The 21,280-nt window shown below is 63.7% G+C and carries 16 protein-coding genes and 1 rRNA gene; 9 read left to right on the forward strand and 8 right to left on the reverse strand.

The annotated features are described in order from the left end of the window. Positions 1–20: 20 nt before the first annotated feature. The 4 genes from rrf (at position 21) to KI243_RS04680 (ending at position 3,853) form a co-directional block, all read left to right on the forward strand. Positions 21–136, forward strand: a 5S ribosomal RNA gene (gene rrf / locus KI243_RS04665). Between the two features lie 151 nt (positions 137–287). Further along, complete coding sequence (locus KI243_RS04670) at positions 288–947, forward strand: paraquat-inducible protein A (protein WP_017123774.1); 660 nt, start codon at positions 288–290, stop codon at positions 945–947. Further along, positions 934–1,557, forward strand: coding sequence for a paraquat-inducible protein A (locus tag KI243_RS04675; protein ID WP_177119625.1), 624 nt, complete (start codon positions 934–936; stop codon positions 1,555–1,557). Before KI243_RS04670 ends, KI243_RS04675 begins: the two co-directional genes overlap by 14 nt. After that, entirely contained in the window at positions 1,550–3,853 is a 2,304-nt protein-coding gene (locus KI243_RS04680) for an MlaD family protein (RefSeq protein WP_212810552.1), read from the forward strand. The genes KI243_RS04675 and KI243_RS04680 overlap by 8 nt, the downstream gene beginning before the upstream one ends. A gap of 118 nt (positions 3,854–3,971) precedes the next feature. Here KI243_RS04680 and mksF read toward each other — a convergent pair whose 3' ends face one another. Genes mksF through mksB form a run of 3 tightly spaced genes read right to left on the reverse strand, consistent with a single transcriptional unit; the run spans position 3,972 to position 8,792 of the window. Beyond that, entirely contained in the window at positions 3,972–6,812 is a 2,841-nt protein-coding gene (gene mksF / locus KI243_RS04685) for an Mks condensin complex protein MksF (protein ID WP_177119623.1), read from the reverse strand. Continuing rightward, positions 6,809–7,522 (reverse strand): Mks condensin complex protein MksE, encoded by a 714-nt coding sequence (gene mksE, locus KI243_RS04690; protein ID WP_017123770.1) that lies wholly within the window; start codon positions 7,520–7,522, stop codon positions 6,809–6,811. The genes mksF and mksE overlap by 4 nt, the downstream gene beginning before the upstream one ends. Next, the gene (gene mksB / locus KI243_RS04695) at positions 7,512–8,792 is read right to left on the reverse strand and encodes an Mks condensin complex protein MksB (RefSeq protein ID WP_017123769.1); all 1,281 of its coding nucleotides are present in this window, start codon (positions 8,790–8,792) and stop codon (positions 7,512–7,514) included. Before mksB ends, mksE begins: the two co-directional genes overlap by 11 nt. 168 nt (positions 8,793–8,960) lie before the next feature. On the opposite strand from mksB, the gene KI243_RS04700 reads away from it, so the two are divergent. The 3 genes from KI243_RS04700 to can all read left to right on the forward strand — a co-directional run bounded on the left by KI243_RS04700 (position 8,961) and on the right by can (position 10,913). Next, the gene (locus tag KI243_RS04700) at positions 8,961–9,731 is read left to right on the forward strand and encodes an energy transducer TonB (RefSeq protein ID WP_212810553.1); all 771 of its coding nucleotides are present in this window, start codon (positions 8,961–8,963) and stop codon (positions 9,729–9,731) included. Beyond that, positions 9,724–10,176: a ribosomal protein S18-alanine N-acetyltransferase gene (rimI, locus tag KI243_RS04705; RefSeq protein ID WP_017123767.1), complete on the forward strand. Its 453-nt coding sequence runs from the start codon at positions 9,724–9,726 to the stop codon at positions 10,174–10,176. Before KI243_RS04700 ends, rimI begins: the two co-directional genes overlap by 8 nt. Before the next feature lie 92 nt (positions 10,177–10,268). After that, positions 10,269–10,913, forward strand: a complete 645-nt coding sequence (can, locus tag KI243_RS04710; protein WP_017123766.1) for a carbonate dehydratase — start codon at positions 10,269–10,271, stop codon at positions 10,911–10,913. 261 nt (positions 10,914–11,174) lie between these two features. Here the strand turns inward: can and KI243_RS04715 are convergent, their stop codons facing one another. From KI243_RS04715 to KI243_RS04730, 4 genes are all read right to left on the reverse strand, one after another. Beyond that, positions 11,175–12,350, reverse strand: a complete 1,176-nt coding sequence (locus KI243_RS04715; RefSeq protein WP_177085429.1) for a hypothetical protein — start codon at positions 12,348–12,350, stop codon at positions 11,175–11,177. Between the two features lie 95 nt (positions 12,351–12,445). Beyond that, positions 12,446–13,828, reverse strand: a complete 1,383-nt coding sequence (locus tag KI243_RS04720; RefSeq protein ID WP_212810554.1) for a J domain-containing protein — start codon at positions 13,826–13,828, stop codon at positions 12,446–12,448. Between the two features lie 12 nt (positions 13,829–13,840). Continuing rightward, positions 13,841–15,538: a molecular chaperone HscC gene (locus tag KI243_RS04725; RefSeq protein ID WP_017123762.1), complete on the reverse strand. Its 1,698-nt coding sequence runs from the start codon at positions 15,536–15,538 to the stop codon at positions 13,841–13,843. Positions 15,539–15,808: 270 nt separating this feature from the next. After that, positions 15,809–17,509 (reverse strand): acid phosphatase, encoded by a 1,701-nt coding sequence (locus tag KI243_RS04730; RefSeq protein WP_212810555.1) that lies wholly within the window; start codon positions 17,507–17,509, stop codon positions 15,809–15,811. A 235-nt stretch (positions 17,510–17,744) separates the two neighbouring features. Here KI243_RS04730 and KI243_RS04735 point away from each other — a divergent pair, with 235 nt between their 5' ends. Then, positions 17,745–18,035 (forward strand): nucleotidyltransferase family protein, encoded by a 291-nt coding sequence (locus KI243_RS04735; protein WP_212810556.1) that lies wholly within the window; start codon positions 17,745–17,747, stop codon positions 18,033–18,035. A 159-nt stretch (positions 18,036–18,194) separates the two neighbouring features. Here the strand turns inward: KI243_RS04735 and KI243_RS04740 are convergent, their stop codons facing one another. Then, positions 18,195–19,613, reverse strand: a complete 1,419-nt coding sequence (locus KI243_RS04740) for a TIGR00366 family protein (protein WP_017123760.1) — start codon at positions 19,611–19,613, stop codon at positions 18,195–18,197. 330 nt (positions 19,614–19,943) lie between these two features. Between KI243_RS04740 and KI243_RS04745 the strand changes: the two genes are divergently transcribed. After that, positions 19,944–21,257 carry an MFS transporter gene (locus KI243_RS04745; RefSeq protein WP_212810557.1) on the forward strand — a complete coding sequence of 438 codons (1,314 nt, stop codon included), beginning with the start codon at positions 19,944–19,946 and terminating at the stop codon, positions 21,255–21,257. Positions 21,258–21,280: the final 23 nt, after the last annotated feature.

Here is a 21,280-nt window from a genome sequence, read left to right on the forward strand (position 1 = left end):
ACGACTCGGTACCCGAATTTCTTGACGACCATAGAGCATTGGAACCACCTGATCCCATCCCGAACTCAGCAGTGAAACGATGCATCGCCGATGGTAGTGTGGGGTTTCCCCATGTGAGAGTAGGTCATCGTCAAGATTAAATTCCGAAACCCCAATTGCGAAAGCAGTTGGGGTTTTGTTTTTGCGCTGCCGAACGGTCCTGTGGCAGCCCGACAAATTTGCACAGTTATTTTCGAGCCGGCCCACTAGAATAGGCTCAATCTTTTACAGAGCCTGAGCCTCTATTTATGCCGGATCCGGTTGACACTCCCCAGGTGTCTGAACTGCCCCTGGAGGAGCTGGTGGCTTGTCACGAATGTGACCTGCTGATGCGCAAGCCCCAGCTCGGACTGGGTGAAAAAGCCCAATGCCCGCGCTGTGGTTATGAGCTGTACGCCCACCGCCACAATGTCGTCGAGCGCAGCCTGGCCCTGGTGATCGCGGCCCTGTTGCTGTACGTCCCCGCGAACTTTCTGCCGATCATGCAACTCAATCTTCTGGGACGCTCTTCCGAGGACACGGTGTGGAGCGGCGTGCTGGGCCTGCATAACACCGGCATGACCGGCATCGCCGTCGTGGTGTTCCTGTGCAGCATGGGCATTCCGCTGCTCAAGTTGCTGTGCCAGCTGGCGGTGTTGCTGAGCATCCGCTGGGACATCGGGCGCAGCTACGGCCTGCTGCTTTATCGCATTTATCACCATCTGCGTGATTGGGGCATGCTCGAGGTCTATCTCATGGGTGTGCTGGTCGCCATCGTCAAGCTGGCGGATCTCGCGGAGTTGAGCCTGGGCCTTGGCCTGGCCTGTTTTGTCAGTCTGTTGTTGGTCCAGGTACTGCTGGAGGTGGTGATGTCACCTCATCAGATCTGGCAGGCGTTGTCGGGAGAAGATGAACATGCGGGCGATTGATGCGGGCATCCTGATCTGTACGGAATGCCACGAGCTGAACCGGCAGGAGCCGGACGCCGACGAACAGGTCTGCACCCGTTGCGGTGCGCTGGTACACCCGCGCCGCCCGAACAGCCTGATGCGCACCTGGGCACTACTGCTGACCTCGGCCATTCTCTATATCCCGGCCAATATGCTGCCGATCATGACCATCAGTTCCCTGGGCAAAGGCGATCCCAGTACCATCATGGCCGGTGTCATCGTCCTGGTGCAGCACGGCATGTTCCCGATCGCCGCCGTGGTGTTTGTCGCCAGTATTCTGGTACCCACGTTCAAACTGGTGGGCATTGCCCTGCTATTGTTCTCGGTGCAGCGCCATCAGCCGCTGTCGGCCCGGCAGCGGATCATCATGTACCGTTTCATCGAATTCATTGGCCGTTGGTCAATGTTGGATATTTTCGTGATCGCCATCCTGGTGGCGGTCGTGAACTTCGGAAGAATTGCCAGCGTCGAGGCCAATCTCGGCGCGGTGGCCTTTGCCAGTGTGGTGGTGTTGACGATGCTTGCTGCAGTAACTTTTGATCCCCGACTGATTTGGGACAACACGGAGTCGGACGACGACCATGAGTGATTTGCCAAAAGCCAAAACCCGTCCGGCCTCGAACTGGTCGGCCATCTGGGTCCTGCCGCTGATCGCCCTGATCATTGGCGGCTGGCTCGGCTGGCGGGCCTATAACCAGACCGGTATCGAAATCCAGGTTCGTTTCGAGAGTGGTGAAGGCATCCAGGCCAACAAGACCGAAATCGTCTACAAGGGCATGCCGATCGGCAAGGTCAAGGCGCTGACCCTGGACACCGAAGGCTCCACCAAAGGCGTAGTGGCCACCGTCGAGATGAACAAGGATGTCGAATCGTCCCTGCGCACCAATACCCGCTTCTGGCTGGTGAAGCCGAGCGTCACCCTGGCCGGTATCACCGGCCTGGAAACCCTGGTCTCCGGTAACTACATCGCCGTCAGCCCCGGCGATGGCGAGCCCTCGCGCAAGTTCAAGGCCCTGTCCCAGGAGCCGCCGCTGTCGGATCTCAAGCCAGGCCTGCACATCACCATCAAGGCCGAACGCCTGGGCTCGCTGAACCGTGGCAGCCCGGTGTTCTACAAGCAGATCCAGGTTGGCCAGATCAAGAGCTTCGCGTTGTCCCCGGACCAGAACATGGTTGAGCTCAAGGTCTTCATCGAGCCCGCCTACGCCAACCTGGTGCGTAAACACACGCGTTTCTGGAATGCCAGCGGCATCAGCATCGACGCCAACCTGTCCGGCGTGAAGGTCCGTAGCGAATCGCTGGCCAGTATCGTTGCCGGAGGTATCGCCTTCGCCACCCCGGAGAACCGCAAGGACAGCCCGCCCACCGATCCGAGCCTGCCGTTCCGTCTCTACGAGGACTTCGACGCCGCCCAGGCCGGGATCCGCGTGAAAGTGAAGCTCAGTGACTTCGAAGGCTTGCAGGCCGGGCGCACCCCGGTCATGTACAAGGGGATCCAGGTCGGTAGCCTGAAGACCCTGAAGATCGATCCCGACCTGACCAGCGCCAACGCCGAATTGACCCTCGATCCCCTGGCCGAGGACTACCTGGTGGATGGCACCCAGTTCTGGGTGGTCAAGCCGTCGATTTCCCTGGCCGGCATCACCGGCCTGGAGGCCCTGGTCAAGGGTAACTACATCGCCATTCGCCCCGGCGACAAGGGCGGCCATCCACAGCGGGAGTTCGAGGCCCGGGCCAAGGCGCCGCCGCTGGACCTGCGTTCCCCCGGCCTGCACCTGGTGCTGTTCACCGACAACCTCAGCTCCCTGGAGGTCGGCAGCCCGATCCTCTACAAGCAGGTCAAGGTCGGTTCGGTGCAGAGCTACCAGTTCTCCCGTGACCGCAAGCAGGTGGTCATCGGCGTGCATATCGAGAAAGAGTACGAGGGCCTGGTCAACGCCTCGACCCGTTTCTGGAACGTCAGTGGCATCACCCTCACCGGTGGCCTGACCGGCGGCATCCAGGTGAAAAGCGAGTCATTGCAGACTCTGATCGCCGGGGGCATCGCCTTCGAGACGCCGCAGGAGAAAGCACCGCTGAAGAGACGCATCCCGCGTTTCCGCCTGTTCGCCAACCATGACGACGCCCAGCAGCAAGGCACCGTGATCACCATCCGGGTCGATCGTGCCGACGGCCTGCGCAGTGGCACGCCGGTCCGCTTCAAGGGGCTGGATGTGGGCAAGATCGAAAGCGTCGGCCTCAGCGACGATCTGCAATCGGTGCTGCTGTCGGCACGGATTACCGAAGTGCCGGACAGGATCGCCCGGGTCGGTAGCCAGTTCTGGGTGGTCAAGCCGGAACTGGGGCTGATCAAGACCGCCAATCTCGAAACCCTGGTGAGCGGGCAATACATTGAAGTGCAGCCGGCGGCCAGGAAGCAGGGCCCGCAGAAGGACTTCGTTGCGCTGAAGCAGGCCCCGGAGACGGTAGCCGCGGAAGCCGGCCTGAGCCTGACCCTGAGTGCCGCCCGCCGCGGCTCGCTGAAGGAAGGCGTGCCGGTGACCTATCGCGAAGTGACCGTGGGCAAGGTCACGGGGTACGAACTGGGCGCCACGGCGGACCGGGTGCTGATCCATATCCTGATCGAGCCGCGTTATGCGCCGCTGGTGCGCACTGGCAGCCGGTTCTGGAATACCAGTGGGTTCGGTGCCGATTTCGGCCTGTTCAAGGGCGTGACGGTGCGTACCGAGTCGCTGGAGACGCTGATCCAGGGCGGGATTGCCTTCGCCACGCCGGACGGCGAGCGGATGGGCAGCGCGGCGCGACCGCAGCAGACCTTCCCGTTGTTCGACAAGTTCGAGGACGAGTGGCTGACCTGGGCGCCGAAGATCACTCTCGGTAAATAACACCGCCTGTGGGAGCGGGCTTGCCCGCGAAGCAGGCAACGCGGTGCTATCTGGCAAACCGCGTCATCGTTCTTCGCGGGCAAGCCCGCTCCCACAGCAGAGACGAAGGCCTGCGGAATCAGGCCTCGTCCAGTTCCGGCTCCGAGGCTTCGCTCTGCAGGGTCGCCCTGACCTGATCGTGGCGACGGATGTACTTCCAGTCCGCCTCGTCGATATAGATCCCGTTGGGTCCGCTGCCGCCTTCCAGGTCGATGGCCACATGGGCCGAGACCTGCGGCTTGACGCTCGCCAGGATCGGCACGAAGCCCAGTTGCAGGCTGGTTTCCAGCAGCGCCGCCTGGTTCTTCTCGTCGATATCCGCGGCCTCGTCGAGGTAGTACGGCAAGCGCACGCGCCCGGCCTGGTCGCGGTCCATCAGGTGCAGCAACAGGTACATGTTGGTCAGCGCCTTGATGGTCATGGTGGTGCCGTTGGAAGCGGCGCCGTCGATATCGGTGTGGATCACCGGCTGGCCATGTACCTTGGTGATCTCGAACGCCAGTTCGAACAGGTCCTTCAGGCCCAGCTGGTTGTGGTTGGCCGCCACCAGCCGCGCCAGGTATTCCTTGGCCTCTTCGTTCTTGTTGTCCTGCTCGGCGCTCTGGCTCAGGTCGAACACCGACAGCGTCTCGCCTTCTTCGTACTGGCCGGCGCTGTGGATGATCTGGTCGATATGCTTGAGCGCTTCCTTGTTCGGGGCCAGGACGATGCGGAAACTCTGCAGGTTGGAGACCTGGCGCTTGTTGATCTCGCGGTTGAACAACGCCAACTGGTGCTCGAGGCTGTCGTAGTCGCTGCGGATATTGCGCAGGGTCCGGGCGATGTCGGTTACCGCCGCGCGGCGGGCCTTGCCCAGGGTCAGGGCTTCGTCGGTGCGGTGGTCATAGGCGTTGATCAGCAGTTGCAGGCGCCGCTCGACATCGTCTTCGCTGTCGAACTTGGCCACGCCCTTGAGGCGGACCTGGGCATACAGCGCTTCAATCTGCCCGTCGACCCGCTGCAGGCCCTGCCAGCTGTCCTGATAGTCGTTGAGCAGCGGCAGCAGGTTGTCCATGGAGTCGTCGACCGGGTCCATGAACGGCGTACCGAACGGCAGGTCCGCCGGCAGCAACTGGCGACGGCGCAGGGCATCGTCGAGGGTGCGTTGCTTGGCCTCCATGTCGCCGATCTGCCGGCCGACCAGTTGCAGCTTGGCCGAGAGCTGCTGGACGCGCTCGGTAAAGGCGTCGCTGGAGCGCTTCAGTTCGTCCTGGGCGGCTTCCATCTGTGCCAGCTGTTCCAGCTTGTCGCCTTCCTCGGCCCCGAGGGTTTCGGCGCGACGGAAGTCTTCCAGGGCCTTCTGCGCATCCAGCACCTGCTGGTACAGCGCTTCGGTCTGCGTCTTGCTCGCCGCGCGGTCGGCGGCCACGGCCTGCTGGGTCTTCAGTTGCTTGAGCTCCTTGTCCAGGCGCTCCTTCTGATCGCGCAACGCGGCGCGATCCGCCAGGGCCTGGAGCGCCGGCGGCTCGATATGCGACAGGTCGATGGACAGGCCCGGCACTTCGAAGCGCTCGCCCTTGAAACCGTCGAGGATCAGTTCCAGCGACTTGACCCACTCGCCGTCGTCGTCCAGCGCAATGCCGTGCTCGCCCAGCGGCAGGCTGAACAGGGCGCTGTTGAACAGGCGCATCAGGCGCTCGACATCCTGCTGCGAGAACTCTTCGCGCAAGCGTGCGTAGCTGTTGTTGTCCGCGTGGTCGAGCTGCTGCTTGACCGACTTCAGGCGTTTTTCCAGATCGCGCAGGCGCTCTTCCAGATCCTCGGCACTGAACTGCCGGGACTGGGCCAGGGCACCGGCCAGTTCGTCGTGGGCATCCTTGGCGGCCAGCAGTTGCTGTTCCAGGACCTTCACGTCGTCGACCAGGGCAAAGCGATGCCTGAGCACCGACAACTCGCCGAGCCAGCGCTGGATACCGCTGATTTCCCGCTCCAGGCGCATCAGCTCCTGGGTACTGCCGCGCTGGTCGTTCTGTAGCGCGTCCTGCTCGTTGCGGTAATGCTCGGACTGGATCAGCAGCTCTTCCTTGCGCGCACTGGCGTAGTCCGACCAGGTGCCCAGCAACGAGTCCAGCAACGGCGAGATCCGATGCAGCTTGCCGCGCAGGACATCACGCGAACGCACCCCGGCGGCCAGGGCCTCGACCAGCGGGCCGGCGGCCACCAGCGAGTTGTAGTCCTGCTCCATGCGCCGCACATCGCGGAAGGCCTCTTCGCAGGCGGCGATATAGTCGACGCTGCCGGAACGCAGGCTGTGCTCGAAGGCATCGAGGAACAGCTGCTTGAGCTTGGCCGCAGTGATTTCGCGCATGTGCAACAGGTTGATGAACAGGGCGCGGAAGGTCTTCAGGCTCTGTTCGCTGGTGGAGCGCAGCGGGATCAGGGTCAGGTCCAGCGGGATCGACGTATGCCCGCCGACCAGCAGGCGGCGCAGTTCATCGGGCTTGAGTTCGTAGGCTTTCAGGCCGTTGCGCTCAAGGTTGTTGAACAGCTCTTTCTGGCGCAGGCAGGTGTCGTCTTTCTGGTAGTGGGCCAGGTCCAGTTGTCCGGCATAGGCGAAGAACTGGTGACCGAAGCCACCGCCCGGACCGCGGCCGACCACGCCGATCACGTGCGGGCCGTGGGGCAGGGCGACTTCCACGAGGATGTAGCTGGTGTCGCTGGCGAAGTAGAAACGGCGCGATTGTTCCAGGCTGTATTTGCCGAAGCTCATGTCCGACATGCGTGCCAGGATCGGGAACTGCAAGGCGTTGATCGATGCCGATTTGCCGAGGTTGTTCGCCCCGTAGACCGACAGCGGGTGTTCGAGGGGAAACAGCCCGAGGCTGTAGCCGGCCGTGTTCAGCAGGGCGAAGCGGCGAATACCGTAGCGTTCCTGGCTCATGCGTCCATCTCCTGTTGCTCGGCGGCGATGGCACGGGCCAGCGCCTGCTCTTCACTTTCTTCCTGCGGTTCGGCGAATTCGCTGAGGTCCAGCGGATCATCGGTTTCCAGCAGCTTCTCGTCGCTGTCGTCATCCACCAGTACCGGCGTCGGCAACGGCAGCACGCTGTGCAGGCTGGCGGCCATGTCGCGGTCCTGCTGGACCGACAGGCAGACATCGAGGAAACGGTGCATCGGCGGCAGGAAGCGGTACAGGCCGGGCTCTTCGAGGGCAAAGCCGAGCTGGGTCATGCGGCGCATGATCTTTTCTTCCAGCTCGTCCTGGGTAGTGACTTCGGCCTGGACGAACAGGTCGCGGTACTTGTCCAGCAGCGATGGCAGTTCGTCACGGCCGAGGCTGCCGCCGTCGAGCACGGCGATCGGGTCGCGACCCTGGTCGGCCAGGTGTTCCACCAGGATGAAGGTGAACAGTGCCAGGCGCTGGGCGGTCTTGTTCACCTGGGCGGCGGCATTGTCCGGGACGAAGTAGTAGAAACCACGGGTATCGCAGACCAGTTCGAAGCCCAGGGCCTTGAACAGCGTGCGGTACTGGTCCTGGAAGTTCGACAGTTGCGCGTACAGCTCCGGGTCGCGGCGGCTGACGTGGTAACCCTTGAACAGCTCGCGAAAGATTGGCGCCAGCTGGGACAGTTCGGAAAGATCAAGATGCATGGGGTGTGCTCGCGGAATTCTCGGCGGTTTCTTCAACACGCGAGAGCAGGGCGAAGGAGCGCAGGCTGACCTGATGCTCCTGTGTGTAGTAGTCGCGGCGTTCGAGACGTTCGCGCTGGAAACGCTTTTCCCGCGACAGGCGCGAGAACCAGTACAGCAATTCGTCGGTGGCGCCGTCCGGCTCCTGTTCCAGCAGCCAGCTCATCAGGTCCGGCATCGGCAGGGCGTCGGTGCAGCGTTCGAGCATTTCCTTGACCGTACGCGGTGCCCGTGGCGACTCGCCGCCCTTGGACGACTTGTGTGCCTTGGGGAAGCGCGACGGCTTGGCCTCGAAGCGGGCAAGGGCGTAGACATAGGCTTCGACCTGCCCGGAGCTGCCGAGAAAGGTGCTCTGCGGCCGGGTGAACATCGGCATGGCCGCTTGCGGCACGGCGTCCAGGCCCTTGCGGCGGATCACCGACAGCGCCAGGGCCGCGCCACGGGTCACGGCATTGTGCCGGCGCGCTTCTTCACGCAGCGGCAGCAGCAGTTCGCGGGCATGACGCAGGGTCAGCTGGGCGCTGGTCTGCATCTCCAGGATCCGCGCGTGGGTGCGCAGCAGCATGTCGTCGTCCACCAGGTGGCCGAGGCGCTGCTGTTCGCTGAGCATGCGCAGCAGGACGTTCTCGACCTTGCGCACGCCCTGTTCGAAGGCGCCGTCGGCATTCACCAGCTGGATCATCGGCTCGACGTATTCGTCCCAGGTCGCCAGGACCTCGGCGTAGCGCTGGCGCAGCGGGATCTGCCGGTCGCTGGTCTTGGCCCGCTCGGCGACGGCCACCAGGGCCTGTTCGTCGTTGGCGAGTTTTTTCAGGACGTCGCGCACGCGCATGTCGAGCAGGCGCAGCTGGCGGGCCAGGTCGTTGCCGTCGCGGATATCGAAGGCGTCCTGGATATACCCGGCCAGGCGCTCGAGGTGGCGCAGGTAGGCTTCGATCTCCAGGCACAGGCCCAGGCGGTGCTCGCGGCGCAGGTAGGCCAGGAAGTCATGGATCTGCGCGTTCAGCTCGAAACGGTTCGGGCTTTTCGCCACCGGGACCAGGATGTCGAGGCGAATCCATACGTCCAGCAGGCTGGTGATGTCCTGGGGCGTGCTGTCCAGTTGCTGGGCGGCCAATTGTTGACGCAGCTCACCGAGGCTCAGGGTGCCTTGGTCGAAGTGTTCGCACAGGGGCTCCAGAAGGGCCCAGTGCTCGGCGAGGGCGCGCAAGACGCGCTTGGGTTCGATCATGGGAGAGGCCGGCTGGTTGGCAAATTAAAAGGAGCGATTGTACTGCATGACGCGCCCGATTTATCCCCAGGTGATCAGAGGACAGGTGTTGTTGCGATCAACAGCGGGCGATCTTCGCCGAAGAACGGTAGAATCCCGGTCTTCAACTTATCCACAGATGGCCGCCCCTTGCTTATCGAGTCCCGCCGCCGCGCTTATCTGACCGCCATGCAGGTGGTCCATTGGCTGCCCCGTACCGAACTGCCGTTCGCCGCGCCGTCGCGCCCGGAGCTGTTTGTCGAGCCGGAGCCGTTGGTCGAGGCGGCGCCGGAGGTGCGAACCGTCGCCGAACCCGCGGCCAGGCCGGCCGAACGGCCAAAAATCGAAGTGCCGCGGCCATCGCCGGCCAACCGGGCGGAAAGCAAGCCGGCGGTCGTTGCCGAAGAGGCGCCGGCACCGGCCAAGGTGGCCCAGCTCCCGCCACCGCGTTTCTCCCTGCAATTGCTGCGGGCGGGGCGTTGCCTGCTGCTGGTGGAACTGGTGACCGGCCAGGCCTTCCAGAGCCGCGATCCGTCCTACCTGTTGCTCAAGGACATGTTGCGCGCCGCCGGCCTGCCGGATGCGCCGCAGATCATCGGCGAGCCGGTGCGCTGGCCGTTGCTGGCGCGCGGCAACCTCGACCAGGGCCCGGACCGTGCCCGTGAGTTCGTCCAGGGCTTTGTCCAGGCGCGCCTGGAAGAAGGCGAATGCGCCTGCCTGTGGCTGATCGGCCTGCCGGCCGTGCGTTTTGCCGGGGAGGCCAACGCCGAATCGTACAACCGTGAACTCCAGGTCGAAGGCCTGGGTTCGGCCTGGGCGCTGCCCGGCCTGGAATTATTAATGGAAGAGCCACAGCGTAAGGCTGATGTCTGGCAAGCCATGCGTCGGCTGATGGCGCGTTGGAAAAGCGTTGATGAGTGATGCAATCAGTTTTCGCCTGGCCACCGAGGCCGACCTGGAGGCGATCCTCAAGGTCGAATATGCGGCGTTCAGTCATCCCTGGACCCGTGGCATCTTTACCGACGCCCTCAAGTCCTACAAGGTCTGGCTGATGTTCGAAGGCAGCCAGCAGGTGGGGCACGGGGTGATCCAGGTGATCATCGACGAGGCGCATCTGCTCAATATCACCGTCAAGCCGGAAAGCCAGGGCCGTGGCCTGGGGCTGCGACTGCTCGAAGAGCTGATGAAGCAGGCCTATGACATGGGGGCCCGCGAATGCTTCCTGGAGGTTCGCGACAGCAACCAGACGGCGTATCGTCTGTACGAGCGCTACGGTTTCAATGAAGTCGGGCGACGGCGCGACTATTACCCGGCGGTCGGTGGGCGCGAGGATGCATTGGTCATGGCCGCCACCCTGGTCGACTGAGCCCGGTCGAATGGCATTTGTCGCGATCGCGGGCGTGACCCCGACCGACGGTCGGTTGTCACAGCTGTGCATCATTCTCGAGGCCTTACAGCATGAACGAACTACAAGACCTGATTGATAACAACGAGCGCTGGGCCGCTGCGATCAAGGAAGAGGACCCGGAGTTCTTCGCCAAGCTGGCACGCCAACAGACTCCGGAGTTCCTCTGGATCGGCTGTTCCGACGCGCGGGTGCCGGCCAACGAAATCGTCGGCATGTTGCCGGGCGACCTGTTTGTCCACCGCAACGTGGCCAACGTGGTGCTGCACACCGACCTCAATTGCCTGTCGGTGATCCAGTACGCGGTGGATGTACTCAAGGTCAAGCATATCCTGGTCACCGGCCACTACGGTTGTGGCGGTGTGCGCGCGTCGATGCAGGACCGCCAGTTCGGCCTGATCGATGGCTGGCTGCGCTCGATTCGCGATCTTTATTACGAGAATCGCAAGGCGCTGGCGCAGTTGCCGACCGAGGAAGAGCAGGTCGACCGCCTGTGCGAGCTGAACGTCATCCAGCAGGTGGCCAACGTCGCCCACACCAGCATTGTCCAGAACGCCTGGCATCGCGGGCAGAGCCTGTCGGTGCACGGTTGCATCTACGGGATCAAGGATGGTCGCTGGAAGAGCCTGGACACCACCATCAGCGGCTTCGAGCAATTGCCGCCGCAGTATCGGCTGCGGCCTGTCGACGCGCCCTAGGCTGATCGCAGGAGCCGGCTTGCGGGCGATGCAGGCGACGTGGTCTGACAGAACACCGCGTCGATACCATCGCCGGCAAGCCAGCTCCTACACAGGACGGGGTCTGGCCACGGACTATCGGCAAGCCTGGGACCTTGTAGGAGCCTGGCTTGCCAGCGATAGCGGTGCAAGCCGCGCCGCCGCTTTCGCTGCGATGCGGCTTCCCTGGAAGCCGGCTCCCACAGGGTAATCTCCCGCAGGACCCGGCGTTGCTTGCTTTGCTCAGATATGCGGCACCGCGGTCATCGGCGTTGGCGCCGGTGCCCGCAGTTGCTGGAGCTCGGTCTTGATCGACGGCGTCGCGCATTTCTTCTCGGCGTCGGCTTCGCTCAGGTTGCGCACCGAGACATAGAACAGCTCACAGGTTTTTTCCTTGTTGGTCACCTGCCAGTTCTCGGTACAGCTCTTGAGCTGGGCCGATGGATCGCTGCCCGGCTTCTGGCCCATTCCCGCCTGCCAGCAGGCGGCGCTCAGGTCCTGGCCCATGACCTTCAGGCCCGCGGCATCGGCCTTGGCCTGGTCGCCGCCATAGCTGGCCGGATCCGCCGCATACCAGATATAGCTCGGATGGTTGGAGCCCAGGACCGGCACCTTGACGCCGGCGCTCGGGCTGATCTCGGCCAGGCCGAGCACCGCGACCGTCGCGCCATACTGCTGCTTGATCCAGTTCCGTACCGGTGCGCCGAAGGCCACCATCGGTAGCGCGGTGCCCTTGGCGGTCACGCTGACTTCCTTGACCATGGTGGTCTGGTAGTCGGTGAAATACCCGTAGACCCCTTCCAGGGTACTGCCGGCGTTGGACGGCGCGGCAATCGGCGCGATGTCGACGATGGTCTGGTAAGCCGGTGTCTGGTCGGCGGGGATGCCGTTGTCGGTCAGCAGCTCGGCCCAGCGGTCGGTGGTTTTCGACTCCAGGTAGTCCTGGGCCTGGGTCAGCGAGTAATCCGGCGGGAAATGCAGCAGTTCGACGCTCTTGCGGTTGTCCAGGGCCATGCCCAACGGCAGGAACAGGTACCAGCTGTATTCCCACTTGCCGTCGGCATTGAGTTTCGAGGCGCCCTTGTAGGCCAGGTCACCGGCATCCAGCAGGGCCGCCAGCGGTTTGTCGTAGCCGTTCGGAACGCCGCTGAAGTGGGCGTACAACTGGCCGTTGTCAGTTTTCACCGTCACCTTGGCGTCCTTGTAGCCGTCGCGTTGCACGCTCTGGTTCAGGTAGTGCTCGGCGGTCTGCTCCAGGGTCCAGTTGCGGTAGCAGATGACGTTGCAGTTGTTGGGGTAGGCGAACAGTTGGGTGACCCGTTCGGTGCTGCCCAGCTTCAGGTCGACATCGGCGTGGGCGCTGGCCATGCCCAGGGTCAGCGCGGCGAGGGTGGACGACAGTACTGCGAGTTTCGACATGCTCAGATCCTTTTCAGCGTGAGCCCCATGGTGGGGGTAGGTACATACTGGTACAGATTTGTCCTGGATGCCTCTTTTGCCGTCCCGACCCGGCACTAGCTCGGGCGGGTCAGCGGAAAACCGGGGTAGATGAAGATGCAGGTCACCGTCACGCCCAGCATGATCAGGAAGAAGCCCAGTTGCGCCGGGCTCCACTGGGTCCAGTGCAGGACGGCCTGCAGGGGCCGCTGCCAGCCCGATGCCGGTCGTTCGGCACCACGCCGTGAGTGATCGAACAGACCGATCAGGCCGACGCCGACAAAGGTCCCGAGCCCCAGGGCGCCCAGCGCGGCCCAGAAACAGAGGGCCAGGACCGCCTGCGGCACGCCGTGGCGCAGCACCAGCCAGTAGCCGTTCGGGTTGATCCGCCGGGGCAGCAGGCGCTGGCTCAATTGCACATCCTGGACGATGAACCTCGAACTCAGGGTCAACCAGCGCGGCATCAGGAACCGTCCGACCCAGACCGGAATCAGCGCCCAGGTGCCAGCCAGCATCAGCGTGACCCAGCTCGACTCGCCGTGGAGGACTTTCTGCGCCAGCAGGGGCAGGAAATGCAGGAGCAGGGCCAGCGCCGAGGCCGCCCACAGCCAGCTCCAGCTATTGCCCGGCACGGGCCGCGGGGTGAACTCGCGCCAGAAGAACACGTCCGGGTCGGGCAGGCGTTCGAGCAGCGCCGGGTACTGGTAGGCCAGGGTTTCGGCCAGTTGCTGGCAGGCTTGCCATTCCGCCGCCTCGAAACGTTGGTACAGCGCCATCTGCTGGGCGCGGGTCAGGGGCATCAGCAGCAGGTGCGCGGCCAACTGGTTGGCGTTCCAGGGTTGTGGGTTCTGTGCCTTGGCCAGGAGCTGTTGATAAAAACCTTCCTGTTCGCAGCGCTGGATCAGCGCGCGCCAGACCCAGGCCGGCTCCGGCGTGACGCCCGTGCGCTCATCCCAGCCGAACAGCTGACAGACCCGTTCGAACAGCGGCAGGCTCCAGCGGGTTTCGTGGAGCAGTTGCAGGATGAGGTGTTGCCACTCCTGCCGGTGGTCGAAGACCTGCAGCCAGGGTAGCCCGCTGTAGAGTTTCAGCTGATTGACGAATTCACGCTCGCGCCCGGCTTGCAGGTGATCCTGGAGCACCTGGCGGTATTCCTGCATCAGTCTCGCCGCCTGCCCGGGCGTCAGCCATTCCTGCTGCTGCACGACCTCGGTGGGCAAGGTGTCGTGGCGGGATACTTCGCTGACAGCGACGGGCGCCGCCACCGACAGCTCGGCAACGTCTTCGTCGTCATCCCGCCAGCGGACAATTTCCAAGGCGTCTTCGTACGCTTCGCGCAAGCGCTGGAAACCTTCGGCGTCATCATCCGGCCGGGTGGTTTTCAGCAGCCGCGCATAGCTGCGCTTGATGCTGCGCTGATCGGCGTCGTCGGGCAGTTGCAGTATCGACCAACAGTCCATGTCACCGTCCCCTCAATGCCAGATGCCGTTGTCGAGTCGGTCCAGGTGTTCGCTCAGCTCGCTGCGGGCCTCGCGGATCCGTCGTTCGTCCTGGGTCTCGAGTACCTGCTGGAAGTGCCCGGCCCACTGGCCGATACGCTCGCGCAACTCGCCCAGGCTTTCCTGGTAGAGCCGCTCCAGGCGTGCGGTCAGCACAGTGTTCACTTGCTGATCGCGTGGGTGCACCTTGAGCAGGGCGAGGGCCTGCAGTCGCTGCTGGATTTCCTCCGGCGTGAGTACCCCGGGGTTGTTCTCGATGATCAGCGAATGCTGTTCGCCGGTCAGCGGGACACTGACCTGGGCTTCGAGCAGACCGTTGTTGTCATAGGTGAAACGCACGTCCAGGGCGACATCGCCGGCCTTGCGCTTGGGCACCGGCATTTCCAGCTCGCCGAGGAACACGTTGTCGCGCACCAGGCGGCTTTCGCCCTGGTAGATCTTCAGCTTCACCACTTCCTGGTTGTCGTGCAGGGTGTACACGCTCTTGACCCGGCTGACCGGGACAATGCTGTTGCGCTCGATGATCGGCAGATAGTGCCCGCTTTCGATCTGCTGGCCGTATTGCTGGGACGTCTCGATACCCAGGGTGTAGGAGCAGACATCGGTCAGCACCACCTCTTCCAGGGCCGCCGAGCGGGCCTTGAGCGCGGCCTGGATCGCCGCGCCATGGGCCACCACTTCGTCGGGGTTGAGGCTGATGGACGGGAAGCGTCCGAACAGTCCGGCCGCCAGCTTGCGCACCAGCGGCATGCGCGTGGTGCCGCCGACCAGGAGGATTTCATCGAGGTCGCTGACACGGATCCGGGCATCGCGCAGGGCCCGCTCGATCGGGCCGCGCAGGCGTTCCAGCAGCGGTGCGTAGAGATCGGCCAACTGCGGCTGGGTGAAGGTATGGCTCCACTGCCGGCCATCCACCCGCAGGGTGAACTCGGCGCTGGCGTCCTGGCCCAGGGCCTTGCGCACCCGTTCGGCTTCACGGCGCAGCGGCTGGAGCACGCTGGTCCGTTCCGGGAAGTCCGCTGCGCTGCGCTGGCTGTCGACAAAGCGTTCGAGCAGGACCGCGTCGAAATCCTCGCCGCCGAGAAAGTTGTCACCGGCGCTGGCGCGAACTTCCATGACGCCGTCGAACAGTTCGAGGATCGAGACGTCGAAGGTCCCGCCGCCGAGGTCGAAGACCAGGAACGAGGTTTCCTTGTCCCGCTGGTGCAGGCCGTAGGCGAGGGCGGCGGCGGTGGGTTCGTTGATCAGCTTTTCGACTTTCAGCCCGGCCAGTTCGCCGGCGATCCGCGTGGCCTTGCGCTGGGCATCGCTGAAGTAGGCCGGAACACTGATCACCGCTTCGTGCACGGTCTCGCCGTAGGCGCGTTCGACGTCTTCCTTGAGGCTCTTGAGCACCAGTGCGGAAAGCTCTTCCGGGCGGAACAGACGATCACCCAGGCGCACTTCCTGGGCGCTGCCCATATGCCGCTTGAACAACGCGGTGGTGCTGCGCGCATGGGTGTGCAGGCGCTCCTTTGCCGCCTGGCCGACCAGCACCCGGCCTTCATCATCGAGACCGACCACGCTCGGGGTCAGGAACTGGCCGAGGGCATTGGGCACCAACTCACTGGCTTCCCCGCGCCAGACGGCGACGAGGCTGTTGGTGGTCCCCAGGTCAATCCCTACGATCATTGCGGCGAACTCCCTTTACGGTCGGTAAAAAGCGGAAACAGAATAATATCCAGTCAGGATATTACCGGAGTGATGAAGGGGTAAAGGAGATAGTGGCGCAAGGCCATTATTTGCGACGAGATGGGAAGCGTTGCTGTCGGTGGGTGATCGTTCCCACGCTTTGCGTGGGCCTGCAGCCGTGATGCAGAGCGTCACGACCGCGGACGCGGAGCGTCCAATGAGGCATTCCCACGCGGAGCGTGGGAACGATCATCGGGCCAGGCGCTTGCGTCAGGCGGTAAAGCGCAACGCGTTGGTCAGGTCGCCCATCGGTTTCTGGCCACGGGCAGTCATCGCCGCGTCCCGCTCCTTGAGGCCATCGAGTTTTTCCAGCTGGAAGACCCGGGTGATCAGGCGCAGGATCGAGGCGGTGTCATACACCGTATGGTCCACCGTGCCCTTGCGGGCGAACGGCGACACCACCAGGGCCGGAACCCGGGTGCCCGGGCCCCAGCGATCGCCTTGCGGCGGTGCCACGTGGTCCCACCAGCCGCCGTTCTCGTCGACCGTGACCACCACCACCATGTTTTTCCATTGCGGGCTTTCGCGCAGCACTTTCAGGGCCCGCACGATATGCCGGTCACCGGCCGCCACGTCGGCATAACCGGCGTGCATGTTCAGGTTGCCCTGGGGCTTGTAGAAGGTCACCGCTGGCAGTTTGCCCGCCGCGGCGTCGGCGAGAAACTTGTTGGTGCTGGTCTCGTCGCCCAGACCGCCATCGCGCAGGCGCCTGGCCCGCTCGCCCGGATTTTCCGGGCCCTGGCGGGTGAAGTAGTTGAACGGCTGGTGGTGATACTGGAAGTTCGGGATCTTCGGAATGCCGCCCGAGTCCTTGAATTGCTCCAGGGTCACCTGCCAGGCACCGGCGTACCAGGCCCAGTCGATATTCTTCTTCGACAGCTTGTCGCCGATATGGTCGTGGGTCTGCGGCACCAGTACGGTCGGCAGGTCCGGCTTGGCGTAGTCCGGGCGCTCGGGGTCGCGGATCCAGGTCGGCCAGTACGGCGGAGCCATGGTGTTCACCGCATAACCATCGGGTGTCAGCGCGCTCGGCCCGAATTGCGGCGGGCCGCTCATGGCGCTGGCGGGGGATTTTTCCAGCGGCATCAGGCGCGGGTTGGTCGGATCGTCGCTCTGTACCTTGGCGATCTGTGGCTTGGCTACCGAATTGGCGGCGTCTGGATAGAACGGCACCTTGGCGCTGATCAGGTACTGGTGGTTGAGGAACGAACCGCCAAAGGCTCCCTGGAAGAAGTTGTCGCAGAGCACGAACTCCTTCGCCACGTCCCACAGGCGCAACGAATAGCGGGTCTGGGCGTAGTAACCCATGGTCAGGCCACCGGAGTCGGCCCAGGCGACGAAACGGTCGTTCTTGCCACCATTGATCTGCATCTGGTTCTGGTAGAACACGTGCCACAGGTCGCGGGTCACCACCCCCAGGGGCAGGTCTTCGCCGCTCGGGCCCTTGAGCGCGTAAGGCGCGTTGGGCAGGTTTTCCTGGTACTGGGTTTCCACCGGGTAGGTCACGCCATCGAGGCTTTGCGGGCCGACCTGGACCACGCCACCCCAGGCCGGCGGCAAGGTCTGCAGCAGGCTGCCGTCGCGGTCGTATTGCTGATAGTCCGCGGGCTTGAGGGATGAGAGAGGCTTCTCGACACCCGGAAAATCACCGAACAGGTTGTTGAAGCTGCGGTTCTCGGCATAGATCACCACCACGGTCTTCACCTGGTCCTGCAGGGCCTTGTCCAGCGCCGCGCCCGACAACTCCTCGGCCGGCGGCTGCTTGCCCGGATCACTCGACGAGCCGCAGGCACTCAGGGTCGCGCCCACGCCCAGCACGGCGACACCGCCGAGAAAGCGGCGGCGACTGGTATCGGTGGGGGTATCGGCGGCGTCGGTCTGCGACTGCTCGAGGTCTTTCTCGTCACTCATCCTGGGTTCCTGCTGGCTGGGTTAGACGTAACAAAATATTTCGCATCGCACGCTAGCAACGCAATGTGACAGAACGGCGATGGCCGTCCAGCCGGCCAGTATGCCGATTGCGGTGGGGGGAGGGCAGTCGTGGCGTTATGCCTCGTAGGGCTCAACGTGTCGATCGGCAGTCGTGCTCTTGCTCCAGCCCGCTGTTAGACTGAAACCTGTCTGGCCTCTTTCGAGAATGCACCTCATGAAACCTTCTGCCGCGCTGGAGCTTAAACGAGTCGCTGTGCGTGAAGTTGTCGGTCGCTTTCATACTGCCAATCCCAGGGTTTTTGGTTCGGTCCTGAGTGGCACCGATAAAGAGGGCAGTGACCTCGACTTATTGGTGGACGCGTTGCCAGGGGCGACCTTGTTCGACTTGGGCGGCTTGCAGATCGAATTGGAGGATTTACTTGGGGTGTCCGTCGATTTGCTGACCCCAGCCGATCTTCCGGTGAGGTTCCGCGAGCAGGTTTTGGCTCAGGCTTGCCCGGTATGACCGATAATCGATTGGGCGATTATCTTGAGCACATGCGGCAAGCGAGTGTGGACAAACCGCATTACCGCAATTATTGAAGTGCCTGCCGAATGAGTCTGAGAACCCAGGCTGATCGTTGCTGTTCCGAGCAGCAATGATCAGCCCTCCAGAAGGTTTCAGCTAAGGCATTACCGGCCCGCTATAGGCCAGGGTCGTCCCCAGCGCCCAGAGCAGGAACAGCACCAGCGGCGCATGCACCAGCAACTGCACGAACGAGAAGCCGATCAGGTCCCGCGCCTTCAAGCCCAGCACGCCCAGCAGCGGCAGCATGTAGAACGGGTTGATCAGGTTCGGCAGGGCTTCGGCCGCGTTGTAGATCTGCACCGCCCAGCCCAGGTGATACTTCAGTTCGTTGGCGACCTGCATCACATACGGCGCCTCGATGATCCACTTGCCGCCGCCGGACGGGATGAAGAAGCCCAGTACCGCCGAGTAGACGCCCATCAGCAGGGCGTAGGTATCGTGGGACGCGATCTGGGTGAAGAAGGTCGAGATGTGATGGGCCAGGGTCTGGGCGTCGGCCCCCTTGACCGTGGTCATCAGCGCCGCGATCGAGCCGTACAGCGGGAACTGGATCAGTACCCCGGTGGTGGTCGGCACCGCCCGCGACACCGCGTCGAGGAAGCTGCGCGGCCGCCAGTGCAGCAGGGCACCGACCATCAGGAACAGGAAGTTGTAGGTGTTCAGGCCCGAGATGGCGCTGATCGCCGGCTTGGTCGAGAACTCATGGAACAGCCAACCGGCGGCCAGCAAGGCCAGCAGGATGGTCAGCAACGGACTGTGTTCCAGCCACTCGCCGGGACGTGTGCGCGGGCTCAGCGGCGGCAGGTTGAAGCTCGGATCGACCCCGCAGGCCTTGGCATCGCGGGCCGAATTCGGGCCGGGGGCGGTGGCGTAGGCGACGGCCAGCGAGACCACGATCAGGGCCAGCAACAGGGCCCCGGACTGCCAGAGGAAAATGGTCTGGGTGAACGGAATCACCCCGGTGATCGACAGGATCGACGGCGGCAGGCTGGCCGGGTTGGCCTGCAACTGCGCGGCGGACGACGACAGGCCCAGGGCCCATACCGCACCGAGACCGAGGTAGGCGGCGGCGCCGGCGGCGCGGTAGTCCATGCGCAGGTCGGTACGGCGGGCGAGGGCACGTACCAGCAGGCCGCCGAACACCAGCGACAGGCCCCAGTTCAGCAGCGAGGCGACCATGGAAATCAGCGCCACCCAGGCCACGGCGGAACGACCGTTCTTCGGGATCCGCGCCAGGCGGTCGATCAGTTTCACCGCGGGCGGCGAACTGGCGACCACATAACCGCCGATGACCACGAAGGCCATCTGCATGGTGAACGGGATCAGGCTCCAGAAACCGTCGCCGAAGGCCATGGCGGCATCGGTCGGCTTGGCGCCCATGGCCAGGGTGCCGAGGGCGACGATGATCACCGCCAGCGCGGCGAACACCCAGGAGTCGGGAAACCAGCGCTCGGCCCAGTTCGAGCAGCGCAGGGCAAAGCGGGCATAGCGGCTTTCATCAATTACAGCGGCCACGGAAGTACCTCGTTTTTTTTATGGTTGTCAGGAGGTCGAGCGCTCCAGGTGGAGGCACTCGAGAACTGCGCAAGAATGCGTCAATCGGGGCCCGCTGCAAAGCGGTACAGGTTCCGGTACCCGTTGGTTTCGGTTGTCGAAAAACGGAACCGGGCACGCAGTTTTCTGCTAAAAAGTGACCCGCAGGCAGGTTTGAGGTTGTGGTTGCAGGCAACTGCACTAACCTTGGCCGGTCGCGAGCCGCGTAATAACGGGCTTGCCTGAGTGTTTTTCGTACAGTCCCGGACAGCCGGTAGTGCTGCTTCCGAATACGGTATCCAGAGTCCTTTTATGACCGTTGATTCTTATCCGCGAAATCGCCGCTTTTCCCGGTCCGACTACAAGACCCTGGGCCTGGCCGCGCTGGGCGGTGCGCTGGAAATCTACGATTTCATCATCTTCGTGTTTTTCGCCCTGACCCTCAGTCAGTTGTTCTTCCCGCCGGAAATGCCCGAGTGGCTGCGACTGCTGCAAAGCTTCGGGATCTTTGTCACCGGTTACCTGGCCCGGCCGCTGGGCGGCATCCTGATGGCGCACTTTGCCGACCGCCTGGGGCGCAAGCGCGTGTTCAGCCTGAGCATCCTGATGATGGCCTTGCCCTGCCTGTTGATCGGGGTGATGCCGACCTATGCCCAGATCGGTTACTGGGCACCGCTGTTGCTGTTGTTCCTGCGGGTGCTGCAAGGCGCGGCGGTGGGCGGCGAGGTACCCAGCGCCTGGGTCTTCGTGGCCGAGCATGCACCGCCGGGACATCGCGGTTATGCCCTTGGCGTGCTGCAGGCGGGGCTGACCTTCGGTTATCTGCTCGGCGCGCTGACGGCCACCTTGCTGGCGCGGGTCTACAGCCCTGCGGAGATTCTCGATTTCGCCTGGCGCCTGCCCTTCCTGCTCGGCGGTGTGTTCGGGGTGATCGGCGTCTGGTTGCGCCGCTGGCTCAGCGAGACTCCGGTATTCATGGCCCTGCAGGCCCAGCGTGCGGCCGGCGGCGAACTGCCGTTGCGGGCGGTGCTGCGCGATCATCGTCGTTCGATCTTCCCGGCGATGCTGCTGACCTGCGTGCTGACTTCGGCGGTGGTGGTGCTGGTGGTGATCACTCCGACCGTCATGCAGAAAACCTTCGGCATGAGCGCCAGCCACACCTTTGCCCTGAGCAGCCTGGGTATCGTGTTCCTGAATATCGGTTGTGTCCTCGCCGGTCTGCTGGTGGACCGTATCGGCGCCTGGCGCGCGGTGCTGTTCTACAGCCTGCTGCTGCCGGTGGGCGTGGCACTGCTGTACGCCTGCCTGATCAGTGGCGGTGCCTGGATCAACCTGGCCTATGCCCTGGCCGGACTGGCCTGTGGCGTGGTGGGGGCGGTCCCGTCGGTGATGGTGGGGTTGTTTCCGAGCCGGATCCGCGTGTCCGGCATTTCGTTTACCTACAATATTGCCTACGCTCTCTGGGCGAGCACCACGCCGTTGCTGCTGATCGGCCTGATGCCCTGGAGCCCCTGGGTCTGCGTGGGGTATTGCCTGGTGATGGGCACGGTCGGGGTCCTGACGGCGCTGTTTTTTGGTGGACGGATCGCCATGAGTGCCGATTCGCAGCCTTGCACCGGGCATTGAAGATCAACCGGTGGAATCCGGTT

It is taken from the genome of Pseudomonas sp. Ost2, assembly GCF_018326065.1.
GTDB lineage: Bacteria > Pseudomonadota > Gammaproteobacteria > Pseudomonadales > Pseudomonadaceae > Aquipseudomonas > Aquipseudomonas gingeri.